Raw genomic sequence first — 14586 nt, forward strand, 5'->3', positions numbered from 1 at the left:
CTGGCTTTAAGAAGGCTGCCGATGTTGGACGAGCTTGACCGTCGCATTCTTGAAATTCTCGAGGCGAATGCCCGCGTTTCGCTGAAGGAGCTCGCGCTGGAAGCGGGGCTTTCCTCGCCGAGCGTGGCCGAAAGGCTGCGCAAGCTCGAGGAGCGCGGAGTGATCAACGGCTTCACCGTCTCGGTCAACCCGGCGCGGCTCGGCTATCCGCTGCAGGCGGTGGTCCGCGTCAGGCCGATGCCGGGCATGCTGCACATCGTCGAAAGGCTGATCCAGGAGACACCGGAGATCGTCGAATGCGACAAGATTACCGGCGATGACTGCTTTATCGCCAAGATGCTCGTGCGTGACATGGGAGAGCTCGACACGATCCTCGACCGCATCGCCGAAAAGGCCCAGACCAACACCTCGATCGTCAAGTCGACCCCGGTCAAACGACGCCTGCCGCCGCTTATTTAGCGCCCGTCGAGCCGAAGCCGCCGGCGCCGCGAGCGGTCGTCGTCACGCCGTCTGCCTCGCGGATCGCTACCTGGGTCACCGGCGCGATCACCATCTGGGCGATGCGCATGCCGCGCTCGACGATGAAATCCTCGTCGCCGAGATTTGCGAGCAGCACCTTCACCTCGCCGCGATAGTCGCTGTCGATCGTGCCCGGCGAGTTGAGGCAGGTGATGCCATGCTTGAAGGCAAGCCCGGAGCGCGGCCGCACCTGGCCTTCGTAGCCGGCCGGGATTTCGAAGATGAAGCCCGTCGGCACCAGCTCCCGTGCGCCAGGTCGTATCGTTATCGGCTGGTCGGCGGGAAGGGCGGCGCGCAAGTCCATGCCCGCAGCCCCCGCCGTCTCATAGGCCGGCAGGTCGAGATCCTGCGCGTGCGGCAGGCGGATCAGGGTGAGAGCGGGGCGGTCTTCGGAATTGTGCATGGCCATTCCGCCATAAGCAGGGTCTGCCTCCCAGCAGTCAATTGCATATTGCCGCCCGAGCCTGTAAAGGACGCCGCAACTCACAGGATACTCAGATCATGGCCGAAAGCATTGCCGAGGCGGTCTCCCGCCGCCGCACATTTGCGATCATTTCGCACCCGGACGCCGGTAAGACGACGCTCACCGAAAAGCTGCTGCTCTTCGGCGGCGCGATCCAGCTCGCCGGCGAGGTCAAGGCCAAGAAGGATCGTATCCAGACCCGCTCCGACTGGATGAAGATCGAGCGCGAGCGCGGCATCTCGGTCGTCACCTCAGTGATGACCTTCGAATACAACGACACCGTCTTCAACCTGCTCGACACGCCCGGCCACGAGGACTTCGCCGACGACACCTATCGCACGCTGACGGCGGTGGACGCCGCCGTCATGGTGATCGACGCCGCCAAGGGTATCGAGCCGCGAACCTTGAAGCTCTTCGAGGTCTGCCGCCTGCGCGACATTCCGATCATCACCTTCGTCAACAAGATGGACCGCGAGAGCCGCGATCCCTTCGAGATATTGGACGAGGTCGAGCAAAAGCTGGCGCTCGACTGCGCGCCGGTCACCTGGCCGATCGGCCGCGCGAAAACCCTCTGCGGCACCTATCATCTCGCCACCAACGAGGTGCGCGGCGCCGACACGCAGGAGCGGCTGACCAAAGTCAACGATCCGGAAACGGCCTCGCATCGCCTGCCAGAAAACGAGCGCGACGCCTTCATCGAGGAGACGATGCTGGCAATCGAGGCCTGCAAGCCCTTCGACCGGAAGGCTTTCCTCGAAGGCCATCTGACGCCGGTCTTCTTCGGCTCGGCACTCCGCAATTTCGGCGTCCGCGACCTGATCAATGCCCTCGGCGACTTCGCGCCGCCGCCGCGCGCCCAGGTCGCCGACATCCGCACCGTCGAGGCGACCGACGACCGGATGACAGCCTTCGTCTTCAAGATCCAGGCCAACATGGACCCGAACCACCGCGACCGCATCGCCTTCGTCCGGGTCTGCTCGGGCAAGCTCGAGCGTGGCATGAAGGCGCGGTTGTCGCGCACCGGCAAACAGATGGGGTTGACCGCACCGCAATTCTTCTTCGCCTCGCAGCGCCAGCTTGCCGACACCGCCTTTGCCGGCGACGTGGTCGGCATTCCGAACCACGGAACGCTGCGGATCGGCGATACGCTGACCGAGGGCGAGCCGCTTGTCTTCCAAGGCGTCCCGAACTTCGCGCCGGAAATTCTCCGCCGTGTCCGGCTCGAGGACGCGATGAAGGCAAAGAAGCTGAAAGAGGCGCTGCAGCAGATGGCGGAAGAGGGCGTCGTGCAGCTCTTTTCGCCGGAGGATGGCGCGCCTGCAATCGTCGGCGTCGTCGGCGCTCTGCAGCTCGACGTCTTGAAAGAGCGCCTGCAGGCGGAATACGGCCTGCCCGTCTCCTTTGAAATGTCGCGCTTCTCCGTCTGCCGCTGGGTCTCCGCCGACAATCCCGCCGAACTCGACAAGTTCCTCACGGCGCGCCGCGGCGACATCGCCCGCGACCTCGACGGCGATCCGGTCTTCTTGGCACAGGACGGCTTCTCGCTGCGCTACGAGGCGGAACGCTATCCGGCGATCAAGATGGTGGCGATCAAGGAATATCACGTCGCCAAGGCGGCCTGACGAGATCCGTCGAATTCCATCTCAACGGCCGCGGGAGTTCGGGCGGAATTGCCCCTCACCCCAGCCCTCTCCCCGCATGCGGGGAGAGGGGATTCGGAGGCCGCGGCATATCCCTTCGCCCCGCTTGCGGGGAGGAGGTGCCGGCAGGCGGATGAGGCGCCACTGCGCGACAGCCGATAGGCGCCGTGCGCGGCGGTCAAAAATCGAAACGCGGTGCCGAGCGTTCTAACATCGCGGTTCCCGGATCAACGGACCATATAGCGCGGATGGCCATCTGCAGGTCGTCCACGAGCCGCCTGACATCGGCTTCGTCGCCGGCGTGCAGCGCCTCGGCAACGATCAACACGCTCGCAGTGTCGTCCCGGACGGCCGAATAGCCGCTCTGACGATTGGTCCAGCGGCGCGCATGGGCGCGGCCTTCCACGTCGGCATAGATGACCTCGTGCGGCTCGGGGTGCTCGATCTCGCCGGCGAACGTCACGTAGATCTCGTCTCCGGCAGCGTGCCGTACCTCGAGATGGCCCGCCACTTTGGCGAGATCGAAGACGGCGACGGGAACGGCAAAGGCGAGCGAAGCCGCATTGCAAAGATCGATCAGCGGATGGATTTTTGGCAGCGTTCCCTCCTTCCTGAACCGCCGGAGCAGCGCCTCGGAGGCCGAGCGATATTGCGTCGGCTTCAGCCCCATGCGCGAGAAGGCGCGGCGCCAGGCCTGGATTTCGGGTAGCTCGCCCTCCGCAGCATCTGCAAGTCGGGCTTTCGCCACGGCCTCGAACTGCGCGACATGGGCTGCGACGGATGCGTCACGATGGATGCCCTTTACATGAAGGACACCCGCCGCAAGCTCGGGAAACTCGCTCCAGATATCGCTCGAGTGACGGAAATACATAGGGTCCTCTTTCTCACTGTGCCTTGGATTGCGGGCTGAGGGCGCTCGGAGTCCTCGATGCAGGCAGGCCAATGCCGACGACTGCGGCGAGAACGCAGCCGATGCCGAGCAACTGGTTGAGCGCCAAGGGCTCGCCGAGCACCGCGAAGGCAAGAAGCACGGCGGAAACCGGCGCCAGCGCGGTGAAGACCGAAGCCTCCGAACCGCTCACTTTCGCCAGCCCCGCATACCAGAGCACGAAGCCGCCGACGGTCGGCACGAGCGCATAATAGACCACCGCCGCGATGGCCGACACGGTCATCTGGCCGGTCCAGGGAAGCTCCGCAAGCGCAATCGGTGCGGCGATCGCGCCACCGAGACCCGCCATCAGGCTCGACAGGGCGAGCGGCGGGATTTCCGTTTTCAGACGCTTGTTGAGGAGGATGAAAAGGCCCTCGCAGACGACCGCGCCGAAAATCAGAGCGCTGCCCGCGAGTGAATGCGGATGGTCGGCATCGGGTCGGAAAACGATCGCCAAGACCCCCGCGGCGGCAAGGGCGACCGCCAGGAGAACCGAGCGCTGCGGCCGTTCACCGAGGACGACGATGGCGATCGCGGCCGAGACGACGGGAAGCGTACCGATGATCACGCCGGCGTCCGTTGCGGGTGTGAACTTTAGACCGGAAATCAGCAAGGTCGTATAGCCGACGCTGCCGGCGCCGGCCTGCAGGAGCAGGATGACCCAGTCGCGTCTTGTGGCGCGCGGCCACGGCGTTGCGGTCAGCCGAATGAGGACGAGGAAAAGCGGCAAGGCAATGGCGAAACGCAGCGCCGTCGCCGTGAAAGGCGGCAAGCCGGAGGCGATGATCTTGCTCGCGACGACCGTGCTGCCCACCAGCAGCATCGCGAGCGACAGATAGAGATATCCTTGAAATTGCTTCGACATGCTGCCGCCACTCTCATGATTGTGGCGGCAGAAAACCGGATCAGGGACTGGCGGTCTTGAACGGAATTGCAGGGTCCGAATTCAATTCACAGCCCGCGCATAGGCGCCGGGCGAAAATCCGTATTTGCGGACGAAGACTCGCGTCATGTGGCTCTGGTCGGCAAAGCCGCCGGCAATCGCCGCCTCCGCAAGCGGTGTGCCCTCGCCAAGCAGCCGGCGGACGATGTCGATCCGCCGCTGCATGAGATAGGCATGCGGCGTCAGGCCGGTTGCCCTGTCAATGCCGCGCACGACCTGAAACCGGCTCAATCCGCTGGCGGCGGCGAGGTCGGTGAGGGTGAGGGGCGCCAGCGGATCGTCGTCGATCAGGGCGACAGCCGCCGCGATTGAAGCGGGCACTTTATGCCTGTCGGGGGACCGGGGCACGAGATGCATCGCATCGGCGAGCAGCGTCACGGCCAGTTCCTCCCACTGAAGCGTCGCCTCGGCGGAGCCTCCGGTCGCCGCGACCGCGAAGATCGAGCGAAAACGGGCGGCAAGAGCGGCGCTGCGGATGACAGGATCCGCGAACTCGCGGGTTTTTGTTCGGCCTTCGCTGATGTCGCTTACAGCGGCCTCGACCAGCGACGGTTCGAGATAGAGCATCCGCCAGGAACGGCCGGCGTCGCCGATCGGCGCTCCGTCATGGACCTCACCCGGATTGACGGTGATCATGTCGCCGGCTTCCGCTTCGACGGTGCCGCGCCCGCTCAGCGACGTCTGCGCGCCTTGATGAATGAGCCCGATGCCGAACTGCTCGTGGGTGTGGCGCGCAAAGGAATGGCGCGTCGCGGCTTCGACCACGTCGACGCCGGCAATGCGGCGCGGCATCACCCTGAATTGGCCTTTCGTCACGCTTCGATCGCCATTGCTTTTCTTCGTTGAGCTGGAATGCTTGTATAGCCTTTCCATTGTCCGGCGGCAAAGCGGGCGCGCGGTTCGGCTTCGAAGGAGGTGGCAATGCTTTACACAGGGCGAGCGTTGAAGCGCCTGCGGCTCTTGCGCGGCTTCAAGCAGAGTCATGTGGCGGAACTCCTGGACGTCACGCAGGCAACCGTATCGCGCTGGGAGACCGGCGTTCTCATACCTGCCGAGGATCAGCGGGCCACCCTTGAACGCCTCTTCGCACGTCCGGCATCGACCGCCGATGCCGCCGTCAAGCGACTGGTCGAAACCTCGACGGCTCGCACCCACCTCATCTGCGACCACTCGCATCGGCTGCTGGCGGCATCACCTCTCCGACGGAGCGAATGGCGGCGAGACCTGCTCGGGACGCCGATGTTCCGTTACGCATCTGACGCTATCCAGCAGGCCGAGGGCACGCTTCCGGACCTTGGCTGGTACGACGGTCGAACGACGCTTGTCGTCGAAACCGGACCGAACGGTTGCGACGACGTGCCGATCGTCGCGAGCCGGGTGCTCTGGGAACGCATTCCGCTCGCCGATGGGGCGACGGGGCGCCTGGTGACGACGTTGATGTGATCGCAACGCATAATTTATGCGTTGTTGCTCTCGTCCGACCGCGGTTAGCCTCAAGGAAAACGAGGAGAGACGCATGACTATACTGGTGACGGGAAGCGCCGGCCATCTGGGCGAGGCGCTGATGCGGGTGCTGCGCGGGGCAGGGCGTCCGGTGCGCGGCATCGACATCAAGGCTTCGGATTTCACCGACCAAGTTGGCTCGGTCGCCGATCCCGCCTTCGTCCGCCACGCCACCAAGGGCGTGCGCGCCGTCATCCATGCGGCGACGCTGCACAAGCCGCATGTGGCGACGCACGGCTATTCCGAATTCGTTGAAACCAATATCGCCGGCACGCTCAATCTGCTCGAAGCGGCATCGGACGCGAATGTCGGCGCCTTCGTCTTCACCAGCACGACCAGCGCCTTCGGTTCGGCGCTGACCCCGCGGCCCGATGCCCCGGCAGCCTGGATCACCGAGGACGTGACGCCGATCCCGCGCAATATTTACGGCGTCAGCAAGGTTGCGGCGGAAGGGCTTTGCGAACTCTTCGCGCGGCGCCACGGTCTGCCCGTCCTCATCCTGCGCACCTCGCGCTTCTTTCCCGAGGCGGACGACGACGCGGAAGTCCGTGGTCGCTATGAAACGGAGAACGCCCAGGCGAACGAGTTGCTCTACCGGCGGGCGGACATAGAGGACGTCGTAAGCGCGCATCTCTCGGCGTTGGACAGGGCGAAGGAGATCGGCTTCGGCCGCTATATCGTCTCGGCGCCGACGCCTTTTACGCCGGACGATCTGGCCGCGTTGCGCGTGGATGCGCCATCCGTCGTCCTGCGTCACTTTCCCGAATGCGAGGCGCTCTACGCCGAGCGCGGGTGGCGGCTCTTCCCGACGATCGACCGGGTTTATGTCAGCGCCCGGGCGACGGCCTCGCTCGGCTGGCGGCCGAAATACGATTTTACCCACGTGCTGAGAAGCCTGCGGCGCAGCGAGGACTTCCGCAGCCCGCTCGCCCAGGAAATCGGCTCGAAGGGCTATCACGACACGGTCTTTGCCGAAGGGCCCTATCCGGTCGCGTGACCATGCTGTGGCGGGCATAGCACGGAGCCGCATCTGCAAGAGCTACCCAGGGTGATACCCCCTCTGCCCTGCCGGGCAGAGGGGGTATCAACACTTTCCGCCCCCTCTAGCCCCGAGGCTGCCCCGGCAGTTTGCCGATGTCGCCGACCCAGGGCAGGGCGGAGGAACACCAGATTTGCGCCCGCGGCGTGAGCTCGCCCCGCTGGTTGATCGTGCCGACGCGGATGCCGATCTCCTCCGCATCCTCGTCGGTGCCGGTCGTATAGATGGGCGAGCCGCATTGCGGGCAGAAGAATTGCAGGCGTTTGCGGCCGTTCTCGCCGATCTTGACGTAGAGCTTCGGCTCGCCGCCCCTCAGCCGGAACGATGTGGACGGCGTGCTCGCCGTCACGCGATAGGCGGAGCCGGTCAGTCGCTGGCAGTCGGTGCAGTGGCAGATCGTGACGTCCTCGGGGTCTATCTCCGCCTCATAGGTCACGAAGCCGCAATGGCATTGGCCGTCAATGTGCATGGGAGAGCTCCTCGTCGCTTTGCCTCAGCAGGATACGATAGGGCGCCCACTCCTGTCGCCGAGTGAATGGCCGTAGCGGCTCAGATGCCGGTGAACAGCCACTCATGCTCCTTGGCATTGTGGAACTTCCAGATCCGCTTCGGCCCGGCCATGACGTTGAGATAGTAGGAATCATAGCCGTGGATCGCGGCGACCGGATGGTAGCCCTTCGGAACGAGCGTCACGTCGCCGTCTTCCACCGCCATGGTCTCGTCGAGCGAACGATCGTCCGTATAGACGCGCTGCATGGCGAAGCCCTGCGGCGGGTTGAGGCGGTGGTAATAGGTTTCTTCCAGATAGCTTTCGGCCGGCAGGTTGTCCTGGTCGTGCTTGTGCGGCGGGTAGGAAGAAGTATGGCCGCCCGGCGTGATCACCTCGACGACCAGCAGCGACTGCGCCGAGCCGTCGTCCTCCGGCATGATGTTGGTGACATAGCGGGTATTGGTACCCTTGCCGCGCGTCATCTGCGGGTGCGTGCCGGGGCCGATGACCTTAGCCTCAAAACCCTCGCCGCCGGGTGCGGAGCAGACTGCTAGGTCGAGGTCCGTCGTCGCCTCGGCCTGCCACTTGCTGCCCTTCGGCACATAGACCGCATAGGGCTGTCCCTCGAAGGGCGTCATGCGCTCGCCGAGTTCGCCGAAGCTCTCGCCGTCGACGGAGATCTTCGCCTTGCCGCTGACGAGCACCAGGCAGAGTTCCTTGTCTCCCGCCTCGCCACCGGCCCTCTCGCCGGGCTTCAGGCGGTTGAGCGCGAAACCGACATAGGTCCAGCCGGCGCTCTCGGGCGTGATGTCCTGCATCAAGCCGGATTGTGCTTTCGGTTTAACGAGCAGTTTGGACATATGAGGGGCTCCTGATCTTGGTGTCTGTGGTCCGCCCTCACCCTAGCCCTCTCCGCGCGCGGGGAGAGGGGACTTGGACGGTGCGGCATATCCCTTCTCCCCGCCAGCGGGGAGAAGGTGGCGGCAGCCGGATGAGGGGCAGCTATGCCCGGTCGAGCCCCGCTTCTTTCGCAAAGGCCTTCAGCGATTTCAGTCCGAGCGACTGGTATTCGAAGGGGTTGCGCACGACCGAATCCTGCTCGGCCTCGATCACCAGCCAGCCATCATAGCCGTGTTCGGCGGCGATTTTCAGCACAGGCAGAAAATCGACGCCGCCCTCCGAGTCGCCAGGGACCGTGAAGACGCCGCGGCGCACGCCTTCGAGGAAGGAGAGGCCTTCGCCCTCGACCAGCTTGCGGACCGCGGGACGAACGTTCTTGCAATGGATGTGGCGGACGCGGTGCATGTATTTCTCGGCCACTTCGGCCGGATCAGAGCCGCCGAACCAGGCGTGGCCAGTATCGAGCAGCAGCTTTGTCGCCGGGCCGGTGTTCTGCATCAAGAGGTCGATTTCCTCGCCGGTCTGGACGATCGTCCCCATGTGGTGGTGATAGACGAGGTCGATGCCTTGGTCGGCGCAATACGCAGCGATTGCCTCGAGATCGGCGCCGAATTTCTTCCACTGATCCGCCGGCAGGACCGGCTTGTCCTTGACGAGCGACTTGGAATCGTCGCCGTGGATGGCGTTCGAGGTCTCGCAGACGATCGCCACCTTGCAGCCATTGTGCTTCAGCAGATCGAGATGCGGCTGGATCGCCTTCTTCTCGGCTTCGACATCGTGGGTCAGCAGGTTGGTCGAGTGCCAGCCGGAGACGAAGACGAGATCATAGGAGCCAAGCTTCTCCTTCAGCCCTTCCGGATCGGACGGCATCTTGTGGCCCTTCTCGATGCCGTCGAAGCCGATCTTCTGGCAATCGGACAGGCAGTCTTCGAGGGTCAGATGCGCGCCGATCGAATGGTCGTCGTCATTGCTCCAGGCGATCGGGTTGGTTCCGTAGCGGATCATGTCTTTTGCTTTCCATTGCATTATCCGCGGAGGCGGACGGTTCGTTGTCTTTTGTTCGGGGGGCGACAAGGCCCCTCATCCGGCTGCCGCCACCTTCTCCCCGCAGGCGGGGAGAAGGGATGTGCCGCGCCCTCCATATCCCCTCTCCCCGTTTACGGGGAGAGGGTTAGGGTGAGGGGCAATCACATGCAGAACGGCGCCCGCGCGAGAACACGCAGGCGCCGAGTTCTGATCAGCCGAAGCGCTGCGATTGGAGCGCTTTCTCATAACCCTCGCGCGCCGTCTTCACTTGCTCGCGGTCCGAAATCTCCGGAACCGCGACGTCCCACCAATGGCCGCCGGCCTCTGTGGTGATCAGCGGATGGGTGTCGATGACGATCACGGTCGTGCGCTGCGCGCTTGCGGTTTCCGCAAGCGCGGCTTCGAGTTCCGTGATCGAGCGGACCTTGCGGGTGACCGCGCCCATCGCGGCGGCGTGCGCGGCAAAGTCGATCTCAGGAAGTTCGACGTGGTGGGTGTCCTGCAAGAGATTGTTGAAGTTGGCGCCGCCGGTTTCCATCTGCAGCCGGTTGATGCAGCCATAGCCGGCATTGTCCAGAAGCACGATCGTGACCTTGGCGCCGAGCATGATCGAGGAGGCGATTTCCGAGTTCAGCATCATGTAGCTGCCGTCGCCGACCATGACGATCACGTCACGTTCGGGTCTGGCGAGCTTCACGCCGAGGCCGCCGGCCACCTCATAGCCCATCGTCGAGAAGCCGTATTCCATATGATAGCCGCCGGGCTCTTCGGCCTGCCAGAGCTTGTGCAGCTCGCCGGGCAGACCGCCGGCCGCGCAGACGAGCGTCGTCTTCTGGCCGCCGCGGGCGCGCTGGACGGCGCCGATCACCTGGGCGTCGGAGGGAAGCGCCGCATTGGTCGTGGCCGTCGCCTTGTCGGCCTCGGCAAGCCACTCGGCCTTGCCGGCCCTTGCCTTCTCGGTCCAGCTTGGGTCAGCCCTGTAGCCGCCGAGCCCGCCGGAGATCCGGTTTAGGCCGGCCCGTGCGTCGGAAATCAGCGGCAGGCCGTTATGCTTGCCGGCATCGAAGGGCTGCACATTCAGGCCAATGATCTTCAGTTCGTCGTTCTTGAAGAGCGCCCAGGAGCCGGTGGTGAAATCCTGCAGCCGCGAGCCGACGGCGAGCACCACGTCGGTCTCCTCGGCGAGTGCATTGGAAGCGGAGGTCCCGGTGACGCCGACGGAGCCCATATTGAGCGGATGCGAGTGCGGCAGTGCTGACTTGCCAGCCTGCGTCTCCATGACGGGAATGCCGTGCTTCTCGGCGAAATCCTTAAGCTCGACGGTTGCTTCCGAGTAGAGCACGCCGCCGCCGGCGATGATGATCGGCTTCTTGGCTTCCTTCAGCGTTGCGATCGCCAAGGCCAGCTCGTCGAGATCAGGCTCGATGCGGCGCGGCATCCAGACCTTCTCGTCGAAGAAGGATTCCGGATAGTCGTAGGCTTCCGCCTGGACGTCCTGGCAGAGCGACAGTGTCACCGGGCCGCAATCGGCCGGGTCGGTCAGGACCTGCATGGCGCGGCGAAGCGCCGGAATGATCTGCTCGGGCCGGGTGATGCGGTCGAAATAGCGCGACACAGGGCGGAAGCAGTCATTTGCCGAGATCGTGGCGTCCCCAAAACTTTCCACCTGCTGCAGTACCGGGTCGGGGCGGCGATTGGCGAAAACGTCGCCGGGTAGGAAGAGGACCGGCAGGCGGTTGACATGGGCGAGTGCCGCCGACGTCACCATGTTGAGGGCGCCGGGACCGATCGAACTCGTGCAGGCCATGAAGCGGCGACGGAAGCTCGCCTTGGCGAAGGCGATCGCCGCGTTCGCCATGCCCTGTTCGTTCTGGGCGCGATAGGTCGGTAGGGTTTCCCGGATCTGATAGAGCGCCTCGCCGACGCCGGCGACATTGCCATGGCCGAAGATCGCGAAGACGCCGCCGAAGATCGGCACGCGCCTGCTGTCGATGACGGTCATCTGCCGGGTCATGAACCGCGCCACGGCCTGTGCCATGGTCAGGCGCACGGTTTTCTGGCTCATTTGGAATTTCCTCCAGGTGGCGAAGTCCGCTCCGCCCATTGTCGTTTGATGCCGCCGGCGGCTATCGATTCCGTAAGGTAGAGCAGGAGGCGGGCGCTTCCCACTTTATCCTCGTCATGATCAGGCAGCCTTGGTTTCACCCAATTGCAGCCACAGATCCACCAAGGCCTTGAATTTCGCCGCCATGTCGGCGACGGCCTCTTCGTCGGTCATCGAGCCCGTGAGCCAAGCCTTGGCGGCATCGGCAAAGATCGTCCGGCCGACGGCAAATCCTTTCACGGTCTTCGAGGTCCTTGCCGCCGCAAAGCCGTCCTTGAGGACATCGTAGGGGGCCTCGAGCCCGAGGAGGACGACGCCCCTGCAGAGCGGATCGCGTGTCTCGATCACGGTGTCGATGGCGGCCCAGGCGCTGCGGCTCGCCTGCGGCTCGAGCTTCCACCAATCGGGTTTCAGGCCGGCATCATAGAGCTCGGTGAGCGCACGCGGGATTGTGTCGTCGTCGAGCGGGCCGTGCTTGCCGGCAATGATCTCGATCAGGATTTCGCGGCCGACCTTGCGTGCCGCCTCGAACGCCGAGCGCAGCTTGGCGACCTGGGTGGCTTTGAGTTCCGCCGGATCGTCCGGGTGGTAGAAGGACAGCACCTTGATGCAGTGATCGACGGGCCAGTCGATGAGGCGGCTGCCGAGATCCTGGCTGAATTCGAACTGCAGCGGCCGCGAGCCCGGAAGCTCGATCGGCTTGCCGATCCAGAAGTCGCGGTAGGCACCGGCGGCATAGAGCGCGTCGCGGCCATATTTGTCGTCGATCAGCAAGCCGAAGCCGGCCCGGCCGCCGGCGACGTCGGCGGCGGCCTTGACGGCGAGCGCCTTGAAAGCCGGGATGCGCGCCAATAGTTCCGGATTGCCCTCGGCGAGATCCTCCAACTGGCTGCGGTGGTCGATGGCGAGCGCCATCAGCAGCGGGATCTCGCGGCGGCGCGTCGTCGCCCAGTGCACGTGGTTGATCGCCTCGTCCTTCCGCAGCGCCTTCTCCTTGCTGCCGTTTTCCAGGAAGAACTGCAGTTCGACCCAGGTCGGAATTTCCGGCGCGCAGAGCAGCCGCGACACGGCAAAGGCGCCGCAGGCATTGGCCCAGGTGGCGGAGGTTGCATGCGGCTCTCCCTTGAGCCAGCCGCGCAGAAAGCCGGACATGAAGGCGTCGCCGGCGCCGAGGACGTTATAGACCTCGATCGGGAAGCCCTTGCCGACGATGCCGTCTTCGAGATCGTCCGAGATCGGCCCGTCATAGACGATGCAGCCCATCGGCCCGCGCTTCAGAACGATCGTCGCCTGGGACAGGGAACGGATCGTCTTCAGGGCCTGGAGCAGGTCGCTCTCGCCAGAGGCGATCAGGACCTCTTCCTCGGTGCCGACGATCAAGTCGCAGTCGCCGAGCACGATCTTCAAGTGCGCCGAGACGCGGTCGGAAGCGATATAGCGGCTTTCGCCGGCATCGTGGCCGGCAAGACCCCAGAGATTCGGGCGATAATCGATATCGAAGACGATCCTCGCGCCGCTCTCCTTGGCAATCCGGATCGCCTTGCGCTGCGCGGCATTCGTGTTGGGCTTCGAGAAATGCGTACCCGTGACGAGGATGGCGCGGGCGGAACGGATGAAGTCTTCCGCGATATCGTCCTCATTGAGGGCGTTGTCGGCACAGTTGTCGCGGTAGAAAAGCAGCGGGAAGGATTTCTCGTTTTCTACGGAAAGAATCGCGAGTGCGGTCAGGCGTTCCGGATCGGTGACGATGCCGCGGGTCTCCACGCCCTCGCGTTGCAACTGCTCGCGGATGAAGCGGCCCATCTGCTCGTTACCGACGCGCGTCAACAGCGCCGATTTGAGACCGAGGCGCGCGGTGCCGACCGAAATATTGCAGGGGCAGCCGCCGACCGACTTGGCAAAGCTCGCCACGTCTTCAAGTCGCGTGCCGATCTGCTGACCGTAAAGGTCGACCGAGGCTCTGCCGATCGTGATGATGTCGAGGGGCTTGGCGCCCTGTACCGATGGAATTTGGGCCGACGGACTCTGGCTCACTGCTTCCTCCCCGCGAACGCCGCGCTGGCGCCGACAGTTATCTTTATGTCATGGGCGATGCGCATATGAAACATAAATTCCGTCATTTCGTCAATATGGAATTTCCGTTCTATATTGACGCGGGGTCCTCCGCACGCCGGCGCTTTTCGGCGATGGCCACCGTCAGCGCCATGGCGAAGGCCATGCTGGCCGAAAGCGAGCGGAAGCCGGCGTGATCAGCCTCGACGAGTTCGAACCAGACCTTCGACGACTCGGCAAGCGGCGAGAAGGCGGAATCGGTCAGCGACACGACGGGCACCCTGCGGCCGGCGAGCAGGCGTGCCTGGGCCGCACTTTCCGATGCATAGGGCGAGAAACTGACGGCGAAGGCGGCATCCTGTTTCGTCGCCATCGCCAGCATGTCGTCGTCGATGCCGGCGGCCGTGCCGACATGTTGGTACTTCACCTTCAGCTTGCCGAAGGCATAGGCCATGTAGCTGGAAATCGGGTAGGAGCGGCGCTTGGCGATCAGGTAGATCGTATCCGCCTTGGCGAGAATGTCGACAGCCTGCTCGAAGGCTTTCGGGTCGACCGATGTCGCAATGTTTTCGAGCGAGCGATGCGCCGCCGCGACGAAGCCGTTGAAGATCGAGCCGCTTTCGAGCTTGCTGTGCTCGTTGCCTCTGAGCGCCTTCAACCGGTCCTCGTAGCCCGGCGTCCGCTCGCGCAGGCGAGCCCGAAAGATCTGCTGAAGGCTTGAAAAACCTTCGAAGCCGAAATGCTGGGCGAAGCGCACGAGCGTCGAGGGCTGGACGTCGGCGGAGGTGGCGATGCTTGCCGCCGTGCCGAAGGCGATCTCGTCCGGATTGTCGAGCGAATAGGCGGCCACCTGCTTCAGCCGCTTCGGCAACTGCGCCTTGCGCTCCAGGATGACGGCCTTCAGTGCCTCGAAATCCTGCGGGACATCCGTGGTCGTCTCCGGCATTGACATCGTTCAGCGTCTCCAGGCCAGCTC

14 protein-coding genes are annotated in these 14586 nt (G+C 64.3%); 4 read left to right on the plus strand and 10 right to left on the minus strand.

What is annotated here, in order from left to right; all coding sequences use genetic code 11:
• Window positions 1–21: 21 nt before the first annotated feature.
• Entirely contained in the window at window positions 22–459 is a 438-nt protein-coding gene (locus CO676_RS01055) for an Lrp/AsnC family transcriptional regulator (protein ID WP_097519531.1), read from the plus strand.
• On the opposite strand, the gene dut is transcribed toward CO676_RS01055, so the two are convergent.
• Window positions 452–922 (minus strand): dUTP diphosphatase, encoded by a 471-nt coding sequence (gene dut, locus CO676_RS01060; protein ID WP_179875381.1) that lies wholly within the window; start codon window positions 920–922, stop codon window positions 452–454. The genes CO676_RS01055 and dut overlap by 8 nt on opposite strands.
• Window positions 923–1020: 98 nt before the next feature.
• On the opposite strand from dut, the gene CO676_RS01065 reads away from it, so the two are divergent.
• The gene (locus tag CO676_RS01065; protein ID WP_097519369.1) at window positions 1021–2604 is read left to right on the plus strand and encodes a peptide chain release factor 3; all 1584 of its coding nucleotides are present in this window, start codon (window positions 1021–1023) and stop codon (window positions 2602–2604) included.
• 196 nt (window positions 2605–2800) lie between these two features.
• Here CO676_RS01065 and CO676_RS01070 read toward each other — a convergent pair whose 3' ends face one another.
• From CO676_RS01070 to CO676_RS01080, 3 genes are all read right to left on the minus strand, one after another.
• Window positions 2801–3493, minus strand: coding sequence for a phenylalanine--tRNA ligase beta subunit-related protein (locus CO676_RS01070; RefSeq protein WP_097519370.1), 693 nt, complete (start codon window positions 3491–3493; stop codon window positions 2801–2803).
• Between the two features lie 13 nt (window positions 3494–3506).
• Entirely contained in the window at window positions 3507–4418 is a 912-nt protein-coding gene (locus CO676_RS01075) for a DMT family transporter (protein ID WP_097519371.1), read from the minus strand.
• Between the two features lie 81 nt (window positions 4419–4499).
• Entirely contained in the window at window positions 4500–5312 is an 813-nt protein-coding gene (locus tag CO676_RS01080; RefSeq protein ID WP_041415715.1) for an AraC family transcriptional regulator, read from the minus strand.
• A gap of 105 nt (window positions 5313–5417) precedes the next feature.
• Between CO676_RS01080 and CO676_RS01085 the strand changes: the two genes are divergently transcribed.
• Together CO676_RS01085 and CO676_RS01090 are read left to right on the plus strand one after the other, a co-directional pair.
• Entirely contained in the window at window positions 5418–5939 is a 522-nt protein-coding gene (locus CO676_RS01085; RefSeq protein ID WP_097519372.1) for a helix-turn-helix transcriptional regulator, read from the plus strand.
• A gap of 73 nt (window positions 5940–6012) precedes the next feature.
• A complete protein-coding gene (locus CO676_RS01090) occupies window positions 6013–6996 on the plus strand; it encodes an NAD(P)-dependent oxidoreductase (protein WP_097519373.1) in 984 nt (327 codons plus the stop codon).
• 106 nt (window positions 6997–7102) lie between these two features.
• On the opposite strand, the gene CO676_RS01095 is transcribed toward CO676_RS01090, so the two are convergent.
• The 6 genes from CO676_RS01095 to CO676_RS01120 all read right to left on the minus strand — a co-directional run bounded on the left by CO676_RS01095 (window position 7103) and on the right by CO676_RS01120 (window position 14562).
• Complete coding sequence (locus CO676_RS01095; protein ID WP_097519374.1) at window positions 7103–7507, minus strand: GFA family protein; 405 nt, start codon at window positions 7505–7507, stop codon at window positions 7103–7105.
• 80 nt (window positions 7508–7587) lie between these two features.
• Entirely contained in the window at window positions 7588–8388 is an 801-nt protein-coding gene (iolB, locus tag CO676_RS01100) for a 5-deoxy-glucuronate isomerase (protein WP_097519375.1), read from the minus strand.
• A gap of 142 nt (window positions 8389–8530) precedes the next feature.
• A complete protein-coding gene (gene iolE / locus CO676_RS01105; RefSeq protein WP_097519376.1) occupies window positions 8531–9433 on the minus strand; it encodes a myo-inosose-2 dehydratase in 903 nt (300 codons plus the stop codon).
• 232 nt (window positions 9434–9665) lie between these two features.
• Window positions 9666–11519: a 3D-(3,5/4)-trihydroxycyclohexane-1,2-dione acylhydrolase (decyclizing) gene (iolD, locus tag CO676_RS01110; RefSeq protein ID WP_097519377.1), complete on the minus strand. Its 1854-nt coding sequence runs from the start codon at window positions 11517–11519 to the stop codon at window positions 9666–9668.
• Between the two features lie 120 nt (window positions 11520–11639).
• Window positions 11640–13592: a 5-dehydro-2-deoxygluconokinase gene (gene iolC, locus CO676_RS01115; RefSeq protein WP_097519378.1), complete on the minus strand. Its 1953-nt coding sequence runs from the start codon at window positions 13590–13592 to the stop codon at window positions 11640–11642.
• A gap of 109 nt (window positions 13593–13701) precedes the next feature.
• Window positions 13702–14562 carry a MurR/RpiR family transcriptional regulator gene (locus CO676_RS01120; protein ID WP_097519379.1) on the minus strand — a complete coding sequence of 287 codons (861 nt, stop codon included), beginning with the start codon at window positions 14560–14562 and terminating at the stop codon, window positions 13702–13704.
• Window positions 14563–14586 lie beyond the last annotated feature (24 nt).

Source organism: Sinorhizobium sp. BJ1 (assembly GCF_002531555.1).
GTDB lineage: Bacteria > Pseudomonadota > Alphaproteobacteria > Rhizobiales > Rhizobiaceae > Sinorhizobium > Sinorhizobium fredii_B.

What these genes read in the sequence shown, in the direction of transcription:
- CO676_RS01065 (WP_097519369.1), top strand. Translation starts at nt 1,021, where the DNA reads ATGGCCGAAAGCATTGCCGAGGCGGTCTCCCGCCGCCGCACATTTGCG.
- dut (WP_179875381.1), bottom strand. Translation starts at nt 922, where the DNA reads ATGCACAATTCCGAAGACCGCCCCGCTCTCACCCTGATCCGCCTGCCG.
- CO676_RS01075 (WP_097519371.1), bottom strand. Translation starts at nt 4,418, where the DNA reads ATGTCGAAGCAATTTCAAGGATATCTCTATCTGTCGCTCGCGATGCTG.
- iolD (WP_097519377.1), bottom strand. Translation starts at nt 11,519, where the DNA reads ATGAGCCAGAAAACCGTGCGCCTGACCATGGCACAGGCCGTGGCGCGG.
- CO676_RS01055 (WP_097519531.1), top strand. Translation starts at nt 22, where the DNA reads ATGTTGGACGAGCTTGACCGTCGCATTCTTGAAATTCTCGAGGCGAAT.
- CO676_RS01090 (WP_097519373.1), top strand. Translation starts at nt 6,013, where the DNA reads ATGACTATACTGGTGACGGGAAGCGCCGGCCATCTGGGCGAGGCGCTG.
- CO676_RS01070 (WP_097519370.1), bottom strand. Translation starts at nt 3,493, where the DNA reads ATGTATTTCCGTCACTCGAGCGATATCTGGAGCGAGTTTCCCGAGCTT.
- CO676_RS01120 (WP_097519379.1), bottom strand. Translation starts at nt 14,562, where the DNA reads ATGTCAATGCCGGAGACGACCACGGATGTCCCGCAGGATTTCGAGGCA.
- CO676_RS01095 (WP_097519374.1), bottom strand. Translation starts at nt 7,507, where the DNA reads ATGCACATTGACGGCCAATGCCATTGCGGCTTCGTGACCTATGAGGCG.
- iolB (WP_097519375.1), bottom strand. Translation starts at nt 8,388, where the DNA reads ATGTCCAAACTGCTCGTTAAACCGAAAGCACAATCCGGCTTGATGCAG.
- iolE (WP_097519376.1), bottom strand. Translation starts at nt 9,433, where the DNA reads ATGATCCGCTACGGAACCAACCCGATCGCCTGGAGCAATGACGACGAC.
- CO676_RS01085 (WP_097519372.1), top strand. Translation starts at nt 5,418, where the DNA reads ATGCTTTACACAGGGCGAGCGTTGAAGCGCCTGCGGCTCTTGCGCGGC.